This window comes from Seohaeicola saemankumensis, assembly GCF_042678485.1.
In the GTDB taxonomy this organism is placed as follows: Bacteria; Pseudomonadota; Alphaproteobacteria; order Rhodobacterales; family Rhodobacteraceae; genus Seohaeicola; species Seohaeicola saemankumensis.
The window spans coordinates 66886-85372 of the sequence record NZ_JBHTKR010000003.1 but is presented as its reverse complement, the minus strand read 5'-3'; the positions used below and the strand labels follow the sequence as shown (position 1 = coordinate 85372).

Genomic DNA, 18487 nt, shown 5'->3' with positions numbered 1-18487 from the left:
GGATAACATCGGCGTCAGCGATCCGTTATCGGCCTGTCACACCCGTGGCGGGCGGCTTTTGTAGACTGGCAGACGCCAGCCAAAGGCCAGCGATCCCGCGCGCAGCACCCATGTCAGCAGCGCGCAGGCCGCCAGAACCGTCAGTGTCCCGGCCCCCAACTCGCGCGCGATCAGCGCGGCACCGGCCCCCGCAAAGGCGGCGGATGCGTAAAGCTCGCCCTGTTTCAGGACCAGCGGCACCTCGTTGCAGACCACGTCGCGCATCAGCCCACCCAGGCAGCCCGTGACCATGCCCATGATCAGCACGATGGCGGCAGGCTGATCCATGCCCATGGCCACACCCACGCCCGCAGGCACCGCCACGGCCAGCGCCAGACTGTCCAGCCAGATCAGCGCGCGGTAGCGGCTTTCCAGCAGATGCGCAGTGAAGAACACCACCAGCGCCGCCGTGCAGGCGATGGCAATATAGGTGGGTTCCGCCACCCAGAAGACGGTATCGCGGTTCAGCAGCACATCGCGCAGCGTGCCGCCACCCACCGCCGTCAGGCAGGCGATGAAGAAGAACCCCACGATATCAAGCTGCGCGCGCGACGCGACCAGCGCCCCGGTCAGCGCAAAGACCAGCACCGAGGCATAGTCGAGCAGGACAAGCAGGCTCATCGGCCCGATGTCCCGTTGGCCTTTCCGTTCACCTTGAACGGGGCCATGCCCGCGCGGGCCAATTCATCCGCACGCTCGTTCTCGGGGTGGCCGGCGTGGCCCTTGACCCATTCCCAGGTCACCTTGTGGCGCGCCTGTGCGGTGTCCAGCCTTTGCCACAGCTCGACATTCTTGACGGGCTTGCGGTCCGCCGTGCGCCAGCCATTCTTTTTCCAGCCGTGGATCCACGCCGTCACGCCATTCTTCACATAGGCGCTGTCGGTGACGATGGTGATCTCGCTGGGCCTTTCCAGTGCCTCAAGCGCGTTGATCGCGGCCAGCAGTTCCATGCGGTTGTTCGTGGTCTCTGCCTCGCCGCCGTTCAGCTCGCGTTCCTTGATGATTTTCCCGTCACGCACCGCGCGCATCAGCGCGCCCCAGCCACCGGGGCCGGGATTGCCGGAACAGGCCCCGTCCGTATAGGCGTAAAGCTGCGTCACGGCTGATGATCCAGCGCGACATACCCTGGCAGGGCAGCCATGCGGGCACACCATGCCTGCAGGCCCGGAAAGCGCGTCATGTCAAAACCGCCGCGCGTGTCCGCCGTGCAGGTATAGCCGTAAAGCGCGATATCCGCGATTGTCGGACGCGCGCCGCAGAACCAGTCCTGCCCGGCCAGACCATCCTCCATCAGCGCCAGCAGGCCGTGGCCCTCCTCCAGCAGGGCGGCCATCCGTTCCGGCGTGGCCAGATGCGCGCGCTCGGGATAGCACCGCAGCGCCGCGCGGACGGCGATCACTGGCTCGTGGCGGTTTTGCTCGAAGAACATCCAGGCCAGCATCTGCGCCTGCGCGAATGGTTCGGCGGGCACCCAATCCGTGCCTGCGCCCAGATACCACAGGATCGCGTCGGATTCGTTCAGCACCCGCCCGTCGGGCAGATGCAGCACCGGGAACTTGCCCAGCGGCGCCTTGCCATCCGCCTTGGCCTGCGCCAGCGCGGGCGTTCCCGCCTCGCAGGGCACATGGGCATAGTCACGCCCCAGAAGCGCCAGCAGCAGCCGCACCTTGTAGCTGTTGCCGGAGGATGGCATCGAATAAAGGGTCATCCGGGTCATGATCGCATTCCTTGAAAGGTCGCACCTCTATGTCAGGCGAAGGCGACGACCGCCAGACAGATCACCACGATCGTGGTCAGAAGCACCCGCAGCCCCATCCACCATTCGGGCGCAAGCCCCTGTTTCCAGAACATCCAGTCCAGCAACAGCAAGCCCGTGAAGCCCGCGATCAGGTTGATCGAGGCGCTGACCGGACCGCCGCCCGTCATGAAGAACGCCCAGAGCGCCGGGATCACCGACAGCACATAGCCCGAGGCCGCGACCGCCCCGCTGGCCTTGGTGGCAAACCCCCACAGCACGCCGGACATGAACGACAGGATCACCGCGCCGTAGAACAGCCCGATATAGGGGCCTGTGAAGCGCCCCCCCAGTGTCTGACCGCTCCAGAAATTCAGCGGCTCGGACAGCACGGTCAGCGCACCCCAGACGAAGGGAACCAGACCGGCCAGGCCAAGGATCAGGGCGGAGCGGGGAATGCCTTGCATGATCCGCCTCAGGCCGGTTGCCGCAGGACACGCGGCACCTTGAATTCCACGTTCTCCTCGGCGGTCACGACTTGCTCGACGGTCACGTCGAACCTGTCGCGGAAGGCATCGACCACTTCGGTGATCAGCACATCGGGGGCCGAGGCGCCCGCCGTGATCCCGATGCTGGAAATGCCCGCAAGCGCGCGCCAGTCGATATCCGTGGCCCGCTGCACCAACTGGGCATAGGCGCATCCCGCCCGCGCCCCCACTTCGACAAGGCGTTTCGAGTTCGACGAATTGGGCGCCCCCACGACCAGCATCGCGTCGCATTTGGGGGCCATCGCCTTGACCGCCTCCTGCCGGTTGGTCGTGGCATAGCAGATGTCTTCCTTGTGCGGCCCCACGATGCCCGGAAAACGCGCCTTGAGGGCTGCCACGACCTCGGCGGTGTCATCCACTGACAGTGTGGTCTGCGTCACGAACGCCAGCTTGGCCGGATCGCGCACCGTCAGCCCCGCCACATCCTGCGGCGTCTCCACCAGCAGCACCTCGCCATCGGGTAATTGCCCCATCGTGCCGATGGTTTCAGGATGCCCGGTATGGCCGATCATCACGATCTGCAGCCCGTTGTCATGGTGCCGCTCTGCTTCGATATGAACCTTGCTGACCAGCGGGCAGGTGGCATCGACATAGATCATCTGCCGCGCCTCGGCGGTGGCGGGCACGGATTTCGGCACCCCATGGGCGGAAAAGATCACCGGGCGGTCGGCCGGAACCTCGTCCAGTTCCTCGACGAAAACGGCGCCTTTGGCGCGCAGCCCATCGACGACGAATTTGTTATGCACGATTTCGTGCCGCACAAAGACCGGCGCCCCCCATTTGTCCAGCGCCATCTCGACGATCTTGATCGCGCGGTCCACGCCCGCGCAGAACCCGCGCGGGGCGGCCAGGTAAAGGGTAAGGGGCGGTTTTGTCATCGCGTTCTCCTGTTACCCGCAGAGGTAAAGCCTGATCCGCCTCGGGTCCAGTCCCCAAGACGGCAGGGCCGCGATCTCACGGCGCTGTGACTTGCCCGCCAAGGCCCTGTCGCAGATGGTGCGGGCGACAACAGGAAAGGATCGTGACGATGCGGATGCGGATACTGGCCGTAATTGCCCTTGCGCCGGTGGCACAGCCGCTGAGCGCCGCGGAACAGGCCGGGTTTCTGCCGTGGCGCGATCCGGCGGCAGTGGCCCAGGGGCAGCAGATCTATGGTGAATATTGCGCGGCCTGTCATGGGGCAGGGCTGGAGGGGCAGGCGGACTGGCAGGTGCGGGACGAAGACGGCTACCTGCCGGCCCCACCCCATGATCCCAGCGGTCACACCTGGCACCACCCCGATCAGCAATTGTTCGACATCACGAAATACGGGATCGAGGCGATGGTCGGCGGTGGCTACCGCAGCCACATGTCAGGATTTGCGGATGTGCTGACCGATGCCGAGATCGCAGCGACGCTGGCCTATATCAAAAGCACATGGCCACCGCGCGTGATCGAGATTCACGATCAGATCAATGCGCGGGCCGCGGTGAAATGACCGCATGACGTGAAACGGGCGGATCGCATCCGCAACCCGCCCGCTTGATGTGGTGCCATGTGTTCCGGCGCCATCAGACTTCGGCCACGACCCCATTGTCACGCGGCAGGGGAAGGTCGCGCGGCGGCCGGCCGATCACGTCCTTCAGCTCGTCCAGTTCGATGAAGTTGTCGGCCTGGCGGCGCAATTCGTCGGCAATCATCGGCGGCTGGCTGCGGATGGTCGACACGACCGATACCCTGACGCCTTGCCGCTGAAGGCTTTCCACCAGCGGGCGGAAATCGCCATCGCCCGAAAACAGGACGATATGATCCACGCGCGGGGCCAGTTCCATGGCATCGACGGTCAGTTCGATATCCATGTTGCCCTTGACCTTCCGACGCCCCTGGCTGTCGGTATATTCCTTGGCGGGTTTGGTCACCATCGTGTACCCGTTGTAATGCAACCAGTCCACGAGGGGGCGTATCGGCGAATATTCGTCATTTTCCAGCAGCGCCGTGTAGTAGAATGCGCGCACAAGTTTGCCGCGACGCATGAATTCCTGGCGGAGAAGCTTGTAGTCGATGTCGAAACCGAGCGAACGGGCTGCGGCATAGAGATTCGAGCCGTCGATGAACAGCGCAAGCCGTTCGTCCTTGTAAAACATAAGTGGATCCTTCCGAGTTCCGGCACTGTCGCAACGGGGGGAGGGGGGCGGTTTTTGTAAAAAGACGAGAAATGATACGCGTGAGTGGTGTAAGATGTAAAATAAGCGACAGTTGCGGTTGAAATTATGCTGCGACCCGTACAATCGCAAGCCATTATCATGGTATCAAAAGATAGTTGATAAATCATGCACATACAGGAATTCCTCATCGCCCTCGGCGGCAATCTTCCTACGGCTGCGGGGGGCGCTGATCAGACATTGCAGGCCGCGCTGCGCGACATTGCAGCGGCGGGTTTGCAGGTTCTCGCGGTCAGCCGGTTCTTCGCTACACCCTGTTTTCCGGCAGGCGCCGGGCCTGATTATGTGAATGCCGCGGCGCGTCTGGCGGGGGGGCATACCCCGCAGGAGGTTCTGCAGATCCTGCACCGGATCGAGGCCCGGCACGGCCGCAAACGCCTGCAGCGCTGGGGGGGGCGGACACTGGATCTTGATCTGCTGGCCGCAGGGGACACTGTCTTGCCGGATGCGGCAACACAGGCCGCATGGCGCGATCTGCCGGCCGAGCGTCAGGCGCGCGATGTGCCCGACCGCCTGATCCTGCCCCATCCCAGGATTCAGGACCGCGCATTCGTCCTGGTTCCATTGTGCGATGTCGCGCCCGACTGGATACACCCGCTGACCGGGCAGACCGTGGCGCAGATGTGTGCGGCCCTCTCCGCAGCGGATCGCGCCGCCGTGCGCCCCTTGCAACGGGATCCGGCCAATAGCGGCTTGTAACTGGCATCGATCCGGCCTAAATAGCGGGTTTCTACAGTATACACCCTTGTGTGTATGACACGACATCCGCTGATTGGAGTGCTCTCATGGCCCGCGTAACCGTTGAAGACTGCGTAGACAAGGTTCCGAACCGGTTCGAACTGGTGATGCTTGCCGCGCACCGGGCGCGTGAAATCGCTGCTGGCGCTGCTCTTACCGTGGATCGTGACAAGGACAAGAACCCTGTCGTTGCCCTGCGCGAGATCGCAGAGGAAACCCAGTCCGCCGGTGAGCTGCGCGAGCGTCTGATCGAATCGAACCAGAACCAGATCGAGGTCGACGAGCCCGAGGATGATTCGATGGCCCTGTTGATGGGTGGCGGAGAAGCGGCTGACAAGCCGATGGACGACGACATGTCCGAGGAAAAGCTGCTGCGCGCCCTGATGGAAGCACAGGGTCAGGGCTGAGGCTCGCGCGCGGGAAGGAAGCGGACGGAATGATCGCGGTTGAAGACCTGATCGCACTGGTCCGCAACTACAACCCAAAGACCAACGAGGCGCTTATTCGCGCGGCCTATGACTATGGCCTGGCCCTGCACGAGGGTCAGTTTCGCCAATCAGGCGAGCCGTATTTCACCCATCCCGTCGCCGTTGCCGCCATCCTGACAGAGCAGCGGCTTGACGATGCAACCATCGTCACCGCGCTGTTGCATGACACGATCGAGGATACCAAGGCGTCTTATGCCGAAGTAGCCGAGCGTTTCGGCACCGAGATTGCCGATCTGGTCGATGGCGTGACCAAGCTGACCAATCTGCAACTGTCCAGCAGCGAGACCCAGCAGGCCGAGAATTTCCGCAAGCTTTTCATGGCCATGTCCAAGGATCTGCGCGTGATCCTGGTCAAGCTGGCCGACCGTCTGCACAACATGCGTACCATCAAGGCGATGCGCCCCGAAAAGCAGGCCAAGAAGGCGCGCGAGACGATGGATATCTTCGCGCCGCTGGCTGGCCGCATGGGGATGCAGTGGATGCGCGAGGAGCTTGAGGATCTGGCCTTCAAGGTGCTGAACCCCGAAGGCCGCGCCTCGATCATGCGGCGGTTCATCACGCTTCAGAAAGAAACCGGCGATGTGATCCATCGTATCACCAGCGACATGCGCGCCGAGCTTGAAAAGGCCGGGGTCGAGGCGCAGGTGTTCGGGCGCGCCAAGAAGCCCTATTCGATCTGGCGCAAGATGGAAGAAAAAGAGATGGGGTTCTCGCGCCTCTCCGACATCTACGGGTTCCGCGTGATCACCCTGTCCGAGGAAGACTGCTACCGTGCGCTGGGCGTGATCCACCAGCGTTGGCGTGCAGTGCCCGGCCGGTTCAAGGATTACATCAGCCAGCCGAAATCGAACGGCTACCGCTCGATCCATACCACGGTGTCGGGGCGTGACGGCAAGCGGGTCGAGGTGCAGATCCGCACCCGGCAGATGCATGACGTGGCCGAAACCGGCGTGGCGGCGCATTGGTCCTATCGCGACGGCGTGCGTACGCAAAACCCCTTTGCGGTTGATCCCGCCAAGTGGATCGCGGGCCTGTCCGAACAGTTCGACGCCGAGGAGGATCACCACGAATTCCTCGAGGCGGTGAAACTCGAGATGTATTCGGATCAGGTCTTCTGCTTCACGCCCAAGGGCGATGTGGTGAAACTGCCGCGCGGCGCGACACCCATTGATTTTGCCTATGCGATCCACACCCGGATCGGCAACGCCTGCGTGGGCGCCAAGATCGACGCGATGCGTGTGCCGCTCTGGACCCGGATCAAGAATGGCCAGTCGGTCGAGATCATCACAGCACAGGGACAGATCCCGCAGGCCACCTGGCTTGAGATCGCCACGACCGGCAAGGCCAAGGCCGCCATTCGCCGCGCCCTGCGCGAGGTGGACCGCGGCCGCTTCATCAAGCTGGGGCACGAACTGGCGCGCTCGGCTTTCGAACATCTGGGCAAGAAGGCCACCGACAAGGTACTGGACACCGCCGCGCGCCATCTGCGGCTGGACGGGCGCGACGAGGTGCTGGCGCGTCTGGGCAGCGCAGAGCTGAGCGCGCGCGAGGTCGTGCGCTCGGTCTATCCCGATCTGACCCCCGATCAGACGGACGAGATCGACACGAAACGTGCGGTCATCGGTCTGTCGCCGGAGCAGAATTTCGACCGCGCCCGCTGCTGCCAGCCACTGCCCGGTGAACGGATCGTGGGCATCACCTTACGGGGCAAGGGCGTGGTGGTGCATGCCATTGATTGCGAGGCGCTGGCCACCTACGAGGATCAGCCCGACCGTTGGCTGGACGTGCACTGGCACTCGGGCAAGCACCCGCCGATCCATACCGCCACCCTGAACCTGACCATCGGCAATGACGCGGGCGTATTGGGACGTATCTGCACATTGATCGGCGAGCAGAAGGCGAATATCTCGGACCTGCAATTCGTCGACCGTAAACCGGATTTTTATCGACTGCTGATCGAAGTCGATCTGCGGGATGCCGAGCACCTGCATTCCGTCATCTCCGCACTCGAGGCGGAAAGTGACGTGGCCGCAGTGGAAAGGTTCCGGGATCCGTCCCGTGCCGGCGCTTCGAACAGTTAGAGGAGGAGCAGGTCCTTGGTATTCAAGCGCAGGGAAAAGCGTCCGCTCTGGCAGGTCGTGTTCGAGTTCTTCTGGCCGCGTGGCGGCTGGACACGTGCGGCGCAATATGTCCGCCACCGTCTGCATCGTCTGCCCGATACGCCCGAGAAAATCGCCCGCGGCATATTCGCGGGTGTGTTCACGACCTTCACCCCCTTCTATGGGCTGCATTTCCTGACGGCCGCGATCATCGCCTTCGTGATGCGGGGCAATGTCCTTGCGGCCTTGCTGGCCACCTTCTTCGGCAACCCGCTGACCTATGTGCCGATTGGCGTGATTTCGATGCGGATGGGCTATTTCCTGCTGGGCACGCCCGCGCATTCGGACGATCACATCGCGCGCTCGCTTGGCGGCAAGTTCATGGATGCAGGCGAGGCGCTGAAGCACAATTTCATGGCGATGTTCACCGATGCCACGGTCGACTGGCACAGCCTCAAGATTTTCTATGACGAGGTTTTCTTTCCCTATCTGATTGGCGGCATCATCCCGGGGCTTGTCGCGGCGACGATCTGCTACATCATCAGTGTACCGCTGATCCGCGCCTATCAGAAACGCCGCAGCGGGGTGATCAAGGCCAAGCTGGCGGCGCTCAAGGCCAAGGCCAAGCGTTCGGCCGAGGCGCGGCAAAAAACCGACTGACGCGAAAGGATGATTGTGATGAAGCCGCTTGGAAAGCTCCGCCTTGGCGTGAATATCGACCATGTGGCCACCGTTCGGAACGCGCGCGGCGGCGACACGCCCGATCCGCTGCGCGCCGCGCGGCTGGCCGAGGAAGCGGGTGCCGACGGCATCACCGCCCATCTGCGCGAAGACCGCCGCCATATTTCGGATGCCGACATCGAAGGGCTGATGCAGGTGCTCAAGGTGCCTTTGAACTTCGAGATGGCCGCAACCGACGAGATGCAGCGCATCGCGCTGCGCCACCGTCCGCATGCCGTCTGCATCGTGCCCGAAAAGCGCGAGGAGCGCACGACCGAAGGCGGGCTTGAGGTCGCGCGCGAGGAAAACCGGCTGGCGCATTTCATCGCCCCCCTGCGCGAAGCGGGTTGCCGCGTGTCGATCTTCATCGCCGCCGACGCCCGCCAGATCGAGGCCGCCCACCGGATCGGCGCGCAGGTGATCGAACTGCATTCGGGCGCCTATTGCGACGCCCATCACGAGGGGCGTTTCGACGACAGGGATCGCGAACTCGAAGCGCTGCGCGAGATGTCCCGCTTTGCCCATTCCCTGGGCCTCGAGGTGCATGTCGGTCATGGCCTGACCTATGACACCGTGCAGCCCGTCGCGGCCTTCCCCGAGGTGATGGAGCTGAACATCGGCCATTTCATCATCGGCGAGGCGATCTTTCGCGGGCTGGCCCCGGCCATCCACGAAATGCGCCGCCTGATGGATGCCGCCCGCGCCCCCGCACAGGCCTGATCCCGTGGCGCGTCGGCGCAAGACCCTGTGGCGGCAGGCGGTCCTGCTGCTGGGGCTGGGTCTTGCGTCGCTGGCACTGTGGCAATTGGAACGCGCGCGGCAGGGCCTTCAGATCGAAAGCCTGATCGCGGCGGACAGTCCCGTGACCCGCGCGGCCTTGCCCGGTGCCGACGGCCCGCTGGTAATCGTCGCACACGGGTTTGCCGGGTCACGCCAGATGATGCAGGGCTATGCCCTGCCGCTGGCGCGGGCAGGCTACCGCGTCTGGTCATTCGACTTTCAGGGCCATGGCCGCAACACGGTCCCCATGTCCGGCGATGTCACCGTGATTGAGGGCACGACCATGCGCCTGGTCGATCAGACCCTGGCGGTAGTCAATGCCGCCCGCGCCGCCGAAGGCTGGACCGGGCCGGTCGCCCTGCTGGGCCATTCGATGGCCACGGACATCATCATCCGCACGGCTGCGGCCGACCCTGGCATCGGGCCAATCGTGGCCATTTCCGCCTTCTCGCAAGCCGTCACACCGGATTTTCCCGCCGATATGCTGCTGATCAGCGGTCAGGCAGAGCCGCCCTTGCGCCGCTTTGCCCTTGCTGCCCTGCACATGGTGGACCCCAAGGCCGCAGAAGGGCAGACCGTGACGGATGGCGCTGTCCGGCGCGCGGCCATCGTGGCGCCGGGTGTGGAACACGTCGGCGTTCTTTTCAGCAGGGCCGGGCAGGCGGCGGCGCTGGACTGGTTCGACCAGTCCTTCGGTCGCGTCAGCGATGTCACACCGCCCGCCACGGGCCGCTGGCTTGCGCTTTTGCTGGCGGCGGTCGTGGTGCTGGCCTGGCCCTTGTCCGGTTATCTGCCGAAGCTGGGCAAGCCCGTTGCACAGGTCACGCGCGGACAGTTCGCCTTGGCGATCATGCTGCCCGCCGTTTTGGCCCCGGTGCTGGCGGTAATGCTGGGCCTTCAGACTCTGCCTGTTCTGGTGGCCGATCATCTGGCGGTGCATCTGTTGATCTATGGTGGTCTGCAACTGGCGATCCTGTGGCGGTTCGGCCTGCGGCCCGGCCCGCTATCCCTGCCTGCGGCGGGTTTCGTGCTGTTGTGGGGGCTGGGGGCCTTCGGTCTGACGCTGGATCGCTACGGCGCGAATTTCCTGCCAACGGTCGATCGGGGTTGGATCATCGCCGCGCTGGCGCTGGGGGCGGTGCCCTTCATGCTAGCCGACGCGCTGATCAGCGGGGCAGGGCATGGCACATGGGGGCGGCGCATCCTGGCGCGGCTGGGTTTTCTTGTGTCGCTGGGCATCGCTGTGGCCCTGGACCCGGAAGGGCTGTTCTTTCTGGTGATGATCGCGCCTGTCATCCTGTTGTTCTATGTGGTCCATGGTCTTATGGGGCGTTGGGTGGCGCGGCGCAGCGGTGCGGCGGCGGCGGGCCTGGGACTGGGGCTGGTGCTGGCCTGGGCGCTGGGTGTCAGTTTTCCGCTGTTCAGCGCAATCGGCTAGCGTCTGCGGGCCAGAAAGGGAAAGACAATGATCCTGGGCATCGGCACCGACCTTGCGAATATCGACCGCATCGCCGCCACGCTTGAACGGTTTGGCGACCGTTTCCGCAACCGTGTCTTCACGTCTGTCGAACAGGCCAAGGCCGAACGCCGCAAGGATGTGGCCGGCACCTATGCCAAGCGCTGGGCCGCCAAGGAGGCCTGTTCAAAGGCGCTGGGCACCGGCCTGCGCATGGGGATCAGCTGGCGCGACATGGCGGTTTCGAACCTGCACAGCGGCCAGCCGCAGATGCAGGTCACCGGCTGGGCGGCGGAACGGCTGGCCGCCATGACCCCGCCGGGGCATGAGGCGATCATTCATGTCACCCTGACGGACGATCACCCCTGGGCGCAGGCCTTCGTGGTGATCGAAGCGCGCCCCATCGCCGAAAAAGGCCCGTAACCGGCAAAACCGGCAGACGGCGGCAGATCATCGCGCCCGGCTTGGCTTGACTCGCGCCCCCTCGCCCCTCATGTAGCGCTGACCGCCCGAGCAGGAGCACGACCCAATGGCCACCGATGCCAATAAAGGCAATTCCGTCATCGAGACGATCAAGACTGTCGTTTATGCCCTGCTGATCGCGGGCATTTTCCGCACGCTGTTGTTCCAACCCTTCTGGATCCCGTCCGGGTCGATGAAGGAGACCTTGCTGATCGGTGACTTCCTCTTCGTCAACAAGATGTCCTATGGCTATTCCTTTGCCTCCTGCCCGACAATCCGCATTCCCGTCGTGGGCCTGAACATCGACGCCGAGGACATCTGCGGCTTTGTCGGTGGAGACAATACCAGGTTTCTGGCCGGCGAACCGGAGCGCGGCGATGTCGTGGTCTTCCGCCACCCGGTGAACGGTCAGGATTACATCAAGCGCCTTGTCGGCCTGCCGGGCGAAACCGTCCAGGTGATCGGCGGCGTGTTGCAGATCAATGGCCAGCCGGTGCAGCTTGAGGATGATGGCATCTTCGAAGAGGTGATGACCGCCCAGGGCCCCCAGCGTCTGCGCCCGCGCTGCGAAAACGGCCCGGTGGGTGAGGGTGGCGCCTGCCTGAAGTCGCGCCAGATCGAAACCCTGCCCGGCGGGCGCAGCCACAAGGTGCTGAACATCGCGCGCCAAAGCTCGGATGACACGCCGCTCTACACGGTGCCCGCGGGGCATTACTTTTTCATGGGCGACAACCGCGACAATTCCACCGACAGCCGTGTGCCACAGCAGGCCGGGGGCGTTGGCTTCGTGCCCTATGAAAACCTGATCGGCCGGGCGGACCGGATCATGTTCTCCTCCGCCGGAAGCTCGATGCTGGCCTTCTGGACCTGGCGCAGCGATCGTTACTTCAAGGGGATCGAGTGAAGCTTTCCGCGGAACTGAAGGCGCTTGAGGGCCGGATCGGGTATACATTCCAAAGGCCCGAACTGCTGGTGCGCGCGGTCACGCATTCGTCGATGTCCTCGGCCACGCGGGATGACAACCAGCGGCTGGAGTTCCTGGGAGATCGCGTGCTAGGCCTGGTGATGGCCGAGGCGCTTCTGGCCAATGATCCCAAGGCGACCGAAGGCCAGCTGGCCCCGCGCTACAACGCGCTGGTGCGCAAGGAAGCCTGCGCCGATGTGGCCCGCCAGATCGACCTTGGCGATGTGCTGAAACTGGGCCGGTCCGAGATGATCTCGGGGGGGCGGCGCAAGCTGGCGCTGCTGGGCGACGCGATGGAGGCCCTGATCGCGGCGGTCTACATCGATGCGGGCTTTGATCCGGCGCGGTCCCTGATCCTGCGGCTCTGGGGCGACCGGATCGGCGCGGTCGAGGAAGACGCCCGTGACGCCAAGACCGCGTTGCAGGAATGGGCGCAGGCACGCGGCCTGCCGCCTCCGAAATATGTTGAATTGAAACGGTCAGGGCCGGATCATGCCCCGGTCTTTACCATGGCGGCCCAGCTTGAGACGGGCGAGAGCGAAAGCGCCACCGCGGGATCCAAGCGGCAGGCGGAACAGGCAGCGGCAAAGGCCCTGCTGGACAGATTGGAGAGCGCATGACACGCGCAGGATTCGTGGCCCTCATCGGCGAGCCGAACGCGGGGAAATCGACACTTCTGAACCGGATGGTGGGGGCCAAGGTCTCGATCGTCACGCATAAGGTGCAGACGACACGCGCGCGTATCCGTGGCGTGGCGATGGAAGGCGAGACGCAGATCGTCTTCGTCGACACGCCCGGTCTGTTCGCACCCAAGCGGCGGCTGGATCGCGCCATGGTGGCCGCCGCCTGGGGCGGGGCCGCCGATGCGGATATCGTGGTGTTGCTGGTCGAGGCGCATCGTGGCGTGACCGACGGCGTGCAGCGCATTCTGGAAGGGCTGGAAGGGATCGGCAAAAGCCGTCCCGTGGCCCTGGCCATCAACAAGATCGACCGCGTGAAATCCGAGGCGCTGCTGGCGCTGACCAAGGACCTGAACGAGCGCTTTCCTTTCGTGAAGACTTTCCTGATCTCGGCGGAACGGGGGCATGGGGTGCAGGATCTGCGCGCATGGCTGGCCCAGGAACTGCCCGAAGGCCCCTGGCTTTACCCCGAGGATCAGATCGCCGATCTGCCGATGCGGATGATCGCCGCCGAAATGACGCGCGAAAAGCTGACCCTGCGGCTGCATCAGGAACTGCCCTATCAGCTGACCGTCGAGACCGAGAACTGGGAAGAGCGCAAGGACGGCTCCGCCCGCATCGACCAGGTGATCTATGTGATCCGGGACGGGCACAAGGGCATCGTTCTGGGCAACAAGGGCGAGACCATCAAGGCGGTCGGGCAAGCGGCCCGCGCCGAGATCGAGGAGTTCCTGGGCCGCAAGGTGCATCTGTTCCTTCAGGTCAAGGTACGCTCGGGCTGGCTGGACGAGGCCGAGCGCTATTCCGAGATGGGTCTGGATTTCAAGGACGGCAACGCCTGAAACGGCGCGCCGCCGCACCTTGAGTATTTTTGGAACGATGAAGCAGGGGGCGCGGCATGTCGGATCGCTTGACCGCAAGTTTCTGGGTCGCGGCCTATCTGGCGCGGCTGCGCCTGGCCGATATCCCGGCCTTCGTGGTGGCGCATGGCGATGACAGCGCCGGCGCGGTTCTGGTCAAGCTGAATACGCTTGATCGGCGCGCCGTCGCTTTCCAGCGATCTTTCGACCTGATGTCGGGCGCGCGCACCTGGGTTGTGCTGGCCGAAGGGGACGAAGCCGAGGTGGATGCCGCCCTGCTTCGGCAGCGGGCGCGTGACCGGGATATCTGGGTGATCGAGGTCGAGGACCGGCAGGGCCGGCATCTGCTGGACGAACCGGGGCTGTCGGACTGACCCATTCTGCCCTTGTCCCGCACCCTTCCGCGTGGATAGTGAAACCATGGACTGGCGCGATCAGGGTATTTTGCTGAGCAGCAGGCGGCACGGTGAATCCGCGGCCATCATCGAGGTATTCACCCGCGAACATGGCCGCCACGCAGGCGTGGTGCGCGGCGGGGCCAGCCGCAAGATCGCGCCGATCCTGCAGCCCGGCGCGCAGCTGGACGTTGTCTGGCGCGCGCGGCTTGAGGATCATATCGGCAGCTATACCGTCGAACCCTTGCGCAGCCGCGCCGCCATGGCCCTGTCCGACAGGCAGGCCCTTGCCGGGCTGAACGCGGTCACGGCACTTTTGGTGTTCGCCTTGCCCGAACGTGAAGGCCATCCCGTGCTTTATGCCCGGAGCGAGGCGCTTCTGGATCTGCTGGGGGATCAGGACCTGTGGCCGCTGGCCTATCTGCAATGGGAACTGGCCCTGCTGGAAGAGGCGGGTTTTGGGCTGGACCTGAGCACATGCGCCGTGCTGGGGCATGGCGCCAATGACCTGAGTTACGTCTCGCCGCGCACGGGGCGCGCGGTGTCGCGGGCCGGGGCCGGCGACTGGGCGGACCGCTTGCTGCCCTTGCCACCCTGCCTGATGGGCCATGGCCCCGCCCCCGATCACGAGATTGCCGAAGGTTTCCGCACGACCGGGCATTTCCTGCGCGAACATCTGGCGCCCGCCATGGGCAACAAACCTCTGCCCGAGGCGCGTCAGCGCTTTGTCGATGCATTCGCGCGGCGCAGCGCGCCGACCTGAGGCCGGGATCAGCGCAGCGCCAGCACCAGATCGACCAGCGACCCCATCGGACCTGCATTGTCGCGACCGTCACGCGCGGCCAGGTCCTGCATGCCGACATGGGCCGCATAGATGATGCGGGCCATCTCGGGGTTGGTGATCTCGACTTCGGTCAGAAGCTGCTGGATATGATCGATGCGCGCGGCATCGACGCCGGACAGCACCTGGGCCACCTTGTCATCCCCGCGCGCCCAGGCGCGGATCGCGGGTTCGACCGCCAGATCGCCCAGCACCGGATGACCATCCCCGGCCACCACCTGTCCCAACCGGCGCAGACGTGCGACGGGCGTGGGCTGATCGGCAAGCAGGGCCGGGATATGCCCCAGCGCCCCTTCGGCCCACAGCGCAAGCATCTGGCGATGAAAATCCGGCACATCGGCGAAATGCCAGTAAAATGACCCCTTGGTCGTACCCAGCCGCCTGGCCATCGGTTCGGCCTTCAAGGCGACGGGACCGGCCTCTGCCAGGGCGTGGAAGCCGGCCAGCAGCCAGTCGGTTCGGGTCAGGCGGGCGCGTGTGCTCATGACTTGCGGCCTACGCTGCACCCGTGATTCCCGCAATATCGGACATGTGATCCACGGCGAAATGTCGCGCTGCGGTGCAGCGAAGACGCGCATATGCCTGCAAAGCTTGCAGATGCCCGGCGAAACGCGCCGATGTCACGCGATCCGGTCAGCCCCGGCGGCACGCCCCAGAACCACCGCGCTAAGCAAACCGTTGCCGGACAGATAGCCGCTGTCGGCCGTTCCCGATACACCGCAGGCGGCCCCGCCTGCCGCATGCAGGTTGGGGAAAAGCGTGCCGTCCTGATGCCGCACGCGGCCTGTGCCGGTCACGTCCAGCCCGCCCTGCGTATGAAACAGCGCCCCGGTCACGCGCACGGCGGCATAAGGGGGTGTCAGCGGCGGGGTCTGGAAGCTGCGCCCGAACTGATCCGTGCCGCCCTGCGGGATCGCGGCCAGCGTGTCGGCCAGCGCATCGGCAGGCAGGCCCGTGGCCTCAGCCAAGGCAGCAACAGTGTCAGCGGTCTTGACCGCGCCCTGCGCCTCGGCCGCCTGAAAATCGGCAAACTGGCGGGCTATTCCGGCAATGCGGGTATCGAAGATCGCCCAGGCTTGACCCTGCGGCTGGCCCATGACGGCGCGCGCGGCCTCGGAATAGCCTTGCGCCTCGTTCCAGAAACGATGCCCTTCAAGGTTCACCTGTACGCCGCCTTCGGTGATGACGGCCCATGTGATCAGGATGCCATGGGGATGTGCGACATTGCCATGCCCCTGATAGGCGCCCAGATGCCGGGTGCCTGCGCCAAGGGCCTGACCCCACAGAACCGCCTCGCCCCGGTTGCCATCATGGCCGAACCAGAGCGCATCACTGATCGCGGGCATGTGTTCGGCCACCATCGCCCGGTTCCCGCCATAGCCGTTGCAGGCCAGGATCAGTCGCGCGCAGCCGATAGTCTCGGTGCTGCCATCGGGCAGGGCGACGGTGACGCCGGTGATTGTCCGGCCCTCGTGATGCAGGACCGTCGCGCGGCGTTCGCAGATGATGTCGATGCCTTCCGCCTCGCAGGTCTGGCGCAGCCGGTCCACCAGTTCCGCGCCCGACCGCGTGGGCAGCCCGTGCATCCGCCGCCGCGAATGGCCGGGATAGTCGAAATCCGTGACGACAGAGAAGGGCAGCCCGAACCGATCCGCCAGCCAGTCGATCGCGGGGCCTGATCCCTCTGCCAGGGCCGCGACCAGATCGGGGTCGTTCTCGTCATGGGCCTTGCGCTGGATGTCGGCGGCAAAGAGCGCGGCATCATCCGTGATCCCGGCGTCCTTCTGGAACCGGGTGCCCGCCGCCGGGATCAACCCCGCCGACAGCGCGGTGGATCCGCGCGGCAGGAGATCGGCCTCGATCACCAGCACCTCTTGCCCCGCCTCCTGCGCGGCCAGCGCCGCCACCATACCGCAGGCGCCGGCCCCGATGATCAGGGTCTGCACCTCAAGATCGAACCCTTGGGCGGGGCTGGGGGCGATGGTCATGGGTCAGCCCTTGTCCTGCCCGTCGAACCGCTGACCCATGGCCAGCATCTGGGGCGTGCCGATACAGGCATTCAGCCCGTCGAAATCGAACATCCGGTCGGCGAAGGGCGTGTTGGACCCGTTGGCCCGCAGGCTGGCATAGTAATCCTGCGCCGTGCGCGCGAGGGCCCGCACGATCCCGCCCGGAAAGATCACGATGTCAAAGCCGATGGCTTGCAGGTCCGTGGCCGAGGTGATGGGCGTATGCCCGCCCTCGACCATGTTCGCCAGCAGCGGCACGCGCCCCTTGAAGGTCTGCGCGATGGTCGCCAGTTCCTGACCCGAGCGGGGCGCCTCGATGAACAGCACATCGGCCCCGGCCTGCACATAGGTTTCGGCCCGGTCCATGGCGGCGTCGAACCCTTCGACCGCGATGGCATCGGTGCGCGCGATGATCAGCGTGTCGTCACTGGCGCGTGCATCGGCCATCGCGGCGATCTTTCCCGCCATTTCCGCCGGCGAGATCAGCGATTTATCTGCCAGGTGCCCGCAGCGCTTGGGATATGTCTGATCCTCGACCTGCAAGGCCGTGGCCCCCGCACGTTCGTACAGGCGCATTGTGCGTTGTGCGTTCAGCGCATTGCCAAAGCCGGTATCGGCGTCGATGATGACCGGCAGCGCCGTGCGGTCACGGATCAGGCCCATCGTGTCGGCCATTTCCGACACCGAGGTCAGGCCGATGTCGGGCCGCCCCAGTCGCGTATAGGCGACCGCGGCGCCGGACAGATAGAGCGCCTCGAACCCGGCCTGTTCGGCCAGCGTGGCGGTCAGCCCGTCATAGACGCCGGGCGCGATGAGGATGTCGGTCTGGGTCAAGCGGGCGCGCAGGCTCATGTTGCAGACTCCAGCAGGGCGATGGTTTCGGCGCAGGTCATCACATGGGTCACGGTGCCAAGCGACATCAGCGTGGCGTCATGCACCTCCTGTTTGAAGGCGGCGCAACCATCGGACAGCATGATCGTTTCAATGTTGCGAAGATGCGCGTCACGCAGGGTGCTGGCGACCCCGCCATTGGTGACGATCCCGCCGACGATCAGCGTGTCGATATCCAGTGCGCGCAGGATGTATTCCAGCCGCGTCTGGTAGAACGCGGAATAGGCCACCTTTTCAATGGTGTAATCCGCAGGAGCCAGGTCATCCACAAGGCTGTGGCCAAAACCGCCGGGCGCGAAATCGCCCTTGGTCAGAAAGGGGCGCAGCTGTTTCAGATGTGGCGCGATCAGCGGCTCGCCCCCTGGCCCCGGCACCAGCGTGAACTGGGCCGACACATAGGTGCCACCCTTGGCGCGCAGCGCGTCGCGCACCGGGGCCACGCGGGCGGGTAGGGCCTTGATCGCCTCGGATCCCTGACCCGCGCGGCCGTAAGCCCCCTCGGGATGCAGGAAGTCGTTTTGCAGGTCGATCGTCAGAAGCGCCGTGCGTTTCGGGTCAATCGTGGTCAATGCGCCCATGGC

General features: G+C 64.9%; 23 protein-coding genes. 13 read left to right on the top strand and 10 right to left on the bottom strand.

Translation table 11 applies throughout. The annotated features are described in order from the left end of the window. Positions 1 to 36: 36 nt before the first annotated feature. Genes ACFQ3C_RS07210 through ispH form a run of 5 tightly spaced genes read right to left on the bottom strand, consistent with a single transcriptional unit; the run spans position 37 to position 3200 of the window. Positions 37 to 660, bottom strand: coding sequence for a trimeric intracellular cation channel family protein (locus ACFQ3C_RS07210; RefSeq protein ID WP_380789944.1), 624 nt, complete (start codon positions 658 to 660; stop codon positions 37 to 39). Next, on the bottom strand, positions 657 to 1139 hold the full coding sequence (rnhA, locus tag ACFQ3C_RS07205; RefSeq protein ID WP_380789941.1) for a ribonuclease HI: 483 nt from the start codon (positions 1137 to 1139) through the stop codon (positions 657 to 659). Before rnhA ends, ACFQ3C_RS07210 begins: the two co-directional genes overlap by 4 nt. Next, the gene (locus ACFQ3C_RS07200) at positions 1136 to 1756 is read right to left on the bottom strand and encodes a glutathione S-transferase family protein (RefSeq protein ID WP_380789939.1); all 621 of its coding nucleotides are present in this window, start codon (positions 1754 to 1756) and stop codon (positions 1136 to 1138) included. The genes rnhA and ACFQ3C_RS07200 overlap by 4 nt, the downstream gene beginning before the upstream one ends. 32 nt (positions 1757 to 1788) lie before the next feature. Further along, positions 1789 to 2241: a DUF3429 domain-containing protein gene (locus ACFQ3C_RS07195; RefSeq protein ID WP_380789937.1), complete on the bottom strand. Its 453-nt coding sequence runs from the start codon at positions 2239 to 2241 to the stop codon at positions 1789 to 1791. 8 nt (positions 2242 to 2249) lie between these two features. Next, entirely contained in the window at positions 2250 to 3200 is a 951-nt protein-coding gene (ispH, locus tag ACFQ3C_RS07190) for a 4-hydroxy-3-methylbut-2-enyl diphosphate reductase (protein ID WP_380789935.1), read from the bottom strand. A 149-nt stretch (positions 3201 to 3349) separates the two neighbouring features. Between ispH and ACFQ3C_RS07185 the strand changes: the two genes are divergently transcribed. Further along, positions 3350 to 3799 (top strand): c-type cytochrome, encoded by a 450-nt coding sequence (locus ACFQ3C_RS07185; protein WP_380789933.1) that lies wholly within the window; start codon positions 3350 to 3352, stop codon positions 3797 to 3799. 73 nt (positions 3800 to 3872) lie between these two features. Here ACFQ3C_RS07185 and ACFQ3C_RS07180 read toward each other — a convergent pair whose 3' ends face one another. Continuing rightward, a complete protein-coding gene (locus ACFQ3C_RS07180) occupies positions 3873 to 4445 on the bottom strand; it encodes a LabA-like NYN domain-containing protein (protein WP_380789931.1) in 573 nt (190 codons plus the stop codon). A 186-nt stretch (positions 4446 to 4631) separates the two neighbouring features. Here ACFQ3C_RS07180 and folK point away from each other — a divergent pair, with 186 nt between their 5' ends. The 12 genes from folK (at position 4632) to recO (ending at position 14928) form a co-directional block, all read left to right on the top strand. Beyond that, positions 4632 to 5222: a 2-amino-4-hydroxy-6-hydroxymethyldihydropteridine diphosphokinase gene (folK, locus tag ACFQ3C_RS07175; protein WP_380789929.1), complete on the top strand. Its 591-nt coding sequence runs from the start codon at positions 4632 to 4634 to the stop codon at positions 5220 to 5222. A gap of 86 nt (positions 5223 to 5308) precedes the next feature. Continuing rightward, positions 5309 to 5668 carry a DNA-directed RNA polymerase subunit omega gene (rpoZ, locus tag ACFQ3C_RS07170; RefSeq protein ID WP_380789927.1) on the top strand — a complete coding sequence of 120 codons (360 nt, stop codon included), beginning with the start codon at positions 5309 to 5311 and terminating at the stop codon, positions 5666 to 5668. A 29-nt stretch (positions 5669 to 5697) separates the two neighbouring features. Next, the gene (locus ACFQ3C_RS07165; protein WP_380789925.1) at positions 5698 to 7830 is read left to right on the top strand and encodes a RelA/SpoT family protein; all 2133 of its coding nucleotides are present in this window, start codon (positions 5698 to 5700) and stop codon (positions 7828 to 7830) included. Positions 7831 to 7845: 15 nt separating this feature from the next. Next, positions 7846 to 8508 carry a DUF2062 domain-containing protein gene (locus tag ACFQ3C_RS07160; RefSeq protein ID WP_380789923.1) on the top strand — a complete coding sequence of 221 codons (663 nt, stop codon included), beginning with the start codon at positions 7846 to 7848 and terminating at the stop codon, positions 8506 to 8508. Positions 8509 to 8526: 18 nt separating this feature from the next. Next, positions 8527 to 9288, top strand: a complete 762-nt coding sequence (locus tag ACFQ3C_RS07155; protein WP_380789921.1) for a pyridoxine 5'-phosphate synthase — start codon at positions 8527 to 8529, stop codon at positions 9286 to 9288. Further along, entirely contained in the window at positions 9260 to 10786 is a 1527-nt protein-coding gene (locus tag ACFQ3C_RS07150; protein WP_380789919.1) for an alpha/beta hydrolase, read from the top strand. The genes ACFQ3C_RS07155 and ACFQ3C_RS07150 overlap by 29 nt, the downstream gene beginning before the upstream one ends. A 27-nt stretch (positions 10787 to 10813) precedes the next feature. Beyond that, positions 10814 to 11227, top strand: coding sequence for a holo-ACP synthase (acpS, locus tag ACFQ3C_RS07145; protein ID WP_380789917.1), 414 nt, complete (start codon positions 10814 to 10816; stop codon positions 11225 to 11227). Positions 11228 to 11333: 106 nt separating this feature from the next. After that, positions 11334 to 12170 carry a signal peptidase I gene (gene lepB, locus ACFQ3C_RS07140; RefSeq protein WP_380789915.1) on the top strand — a complete coding sequence of 279 codons (837 nt, stop codon included), beginning with the start codon at positions 11334 to 11336 and terminating at the stop codon, positions 12168 to 12170. Continuing rightward, on the top strand, positions 12167 to 12850 hold the full coding sequence (gene rnc / locus ACFQ3C_RS07135) for a ribonuclease III (RefSeq protein WP_380789913.1): 684 nt from the start codon (positions 12167 to 12169) through the stop codon (positions 12848 to 12850). The genes lepB and rnc overlap by 4 nt, the downstream gene beginning before the upstream one ends. After that, the gene (era, locus tag ACFQ3C_RS07130; RefSeq protein WP_380789911.1) at positions 12847 to 13752 is read left to right on the top strand and encodes a GTPase Era; all 906 of its coding nucleotides are present in this window, start codon (positions 12847 to 12849) and stop codon (positions 13750 to 13752) included. Before rnc ends, era begins: the two co-directional genes overlap by 4 nt. 56 nt (positions 13753 to 13808) lie before the next feature. Next, a complete protein-coding gene (locus ACFQ3C_RS07125; RefSeq protein ID WP_380789909.1) occupies positions 13809 to 14144 on the top strand; it encodes a DUF1491 family protein in 336 nt (111 codons plus the stop codon). 46 nt (positions 14145 to 14190) lie between these two features. Next, complete coding sequence (gene recO, locus ACFQ3C_RS07120) at positions 14191 to 14928, top strand: DNA repair protein RecO (RefSeq protein WP_380791114.1); 738 nt, start codon at positions 14191 to 14193, stop codon at positions 14926 to 14928. A gap of 8 nt (positions 14929 to 14936) precedes the next feature. Here recO and ACFQ3C_RS07115 read toward each other — a convergent pair whose 3' ends face one another. The 4 genes from ACFQ3C_RS07115 to ACFQ3C_RS07100 form a co-directional block, all read right to left on the bottom strand. Then, on the bottom strand, positions 14937 to 15491 hold the full coding sequence (locus tag ACFQ3C_RS07115; protein WP_380789907.1) for a TetR/AcrR family transcriptional regulator: 555 nt from the start codon (positions 15489 to 15491) through the stop codon (positions 14937 to 14939). 135 nt (positions 15492 to 15626) lie between these two features. Further along, the gene (locus ACFQ3C_RS07110) at positions 15627 to 16994 is read right to left on the bottom strand and encodes an FAD-dependent oxidoreductase (protein WP_380789905.1); all 1368 of its coding nucleotides are present in this window, start codon (positions 16992 to 16994) and stop codon (positions 15627 to 15629) included. Between the two features lie 3 nt (positions 16995 to 16997). Beyond that, a complete protein-coding gene (locus tag ACFQ3C_RS07105; RefSeq protein WP_380789903.1) occupies positions 16998 to 17867 on the bottom strand; it encodes an isocitrate lyase/PEP mutase family protein in 870 nt (289 codons plus the stop codon). After that, entirely contained in the window at positions 17864 to 18484 is a 621-nt protein-coding gene (locus ACFQ3C_RS07100) for an isochorismatase family protein (protein WP_380789901.1), read from the bottom strand. The genes ACFQ3C_RS07105 and ACFQ3C_RS07100 overlap by 4 nt, the downstream gene beginning before the upstream one ends. Positions 18485 to 18487 lie beyond the last annotated feature (3 nt).

Coding starts and splice junctions, on each gene's coding strand:
- recO (WP_380791114.1), top strand. CDS start 14,191: ATGGACTGGCGCGATCAGGGTATTTTGCTGAGCAGCAGGCGGCACGGT.
- ACFQ3C_RS07100 (WP_380789901.1), bottom strand. CDS start 18,484: ATGGGCGCATTGACCACGATTGACCCGAAACGCACGGCGCTTCTGACG.
- folK (WP_380789929.1), top strand. CDS start 4,632: ATGCACATACAGGAATTCCTCATCGCCCTCGGCGGCAATCTTCCTACG.
- ACFQ3C_RS07110 (WP_380789905.1), bottom strand. CDS start 16,994: ATGACCATCGCCCCCAGCCCCGCCCAAGGGTTCGATCTTGAGGTGCAG.
- ACFQ3C_RS07105 (WP_380789903.1), bottom strand. CDS start 17,867: ATGAGCCTGCGCGCCCGCTTGACCCAGACCGACATCCTCATCGCGCCC.
- ACFQ3C_RS07115 (WP_380789907.1), bottom strand. CDS start 15,491: ATGAGCACACGCGCCCGCCTGACCCGAACCGACTGGCTGCTGGCCGGC.
- lepB (WP_380789915.1), top strand. CDS start 11,334: ATGGCCACCGATGCCAATAAAGGCAATTCCGTCATCGAGACGATCAAG.
- ACFQ3C_RS07195 (WP_380789937.1), bottom strand. CDS start 2,241: ATGCAAGGCATTCCCCGCTCCGCCCTGATCCTTGGCCTGGCCGGTCTG.
- acpS (WP_380789917.1), top strand. CDS start 10,814: ATGATCCTGGGCATCGGCACCGACCTTGCGAATATCGACCGCATCGCC.
- ACFQ3C_RS07150 (WP_380789919.1), top strand. CDS start 9,260: ATGCCGCCCGCGCCCCCGCACAGGCCTGATCCCGTGGCGCGTCGGCGC.
- ACFQ3C_RS07210 (WP_380789944.1), bottom strand. CDS start 660: ATGAGCCTGCTTGTCCTGCTCGACTATGCCTCGGTGCTGGTCTTTGCG.
- ACFQ3C_RS07155 (WP_380789921.1), top strand. CDS start 8,527: ATGAAGCCGCTTGGAAAGCTCCGCCTTGGCGTGAATATCGACCATGTG.
- ACFQ3C_RS07125 (WP_380789909.1), top strand. CDS start 13,809: ATGTCGGATCGCTTGACCGCAAGTTTCTGGGTCGCGGCCTATCTGGCG.
- ACFQ3C_RS07165 (WP_380789925.1), top strand. CDS start 5,698: ATGATCGCGGTTGAAGACCTGATCGCACTGGTCCGCAACTACAACCCA.
- rpoZ (WP_380789927.1), top strand. CDS start 5,309: ATGGCCCGCGTAACCGTTGAAGACTGCGTAGACAAGGTTCCGAACCGG.
- ispH (WP_380789935.1), bottom strand. CDS start 3,200: ATGACAAAACCGCCCCTTACCCTTTACCTGGCCGCCCCGCGCGGGTTC.
- ACFQ3C_RS07200 (WP_380789939.1), bottom strand. CDS start 1,756: ATGACCCGGATGACCCTTTATTCGATGCCATCCTCCGGCAACAGCTAC.
- ACFQ3C_RS07180 (WP_380789931.1), bottom strand. CDS start 4,445: ATGTTTTACAAGGACGAACGGCTTGCGCTGTTCATCGACGGCTCGAAT.
- era (WP_380789911.1), top strand. CDS start 12,847: ATGACACGCGCAGGATTCGTGGCCCTCATCGGCGAGCCGAACGCGGGG.
- ACFQ3C_RS07185 (WP_380789933.1), top strand. CDS start 3,350: ATGCGGATGCGGATACTGGCCGTAATTGCCCTTGCGCCGGTGGCACAG.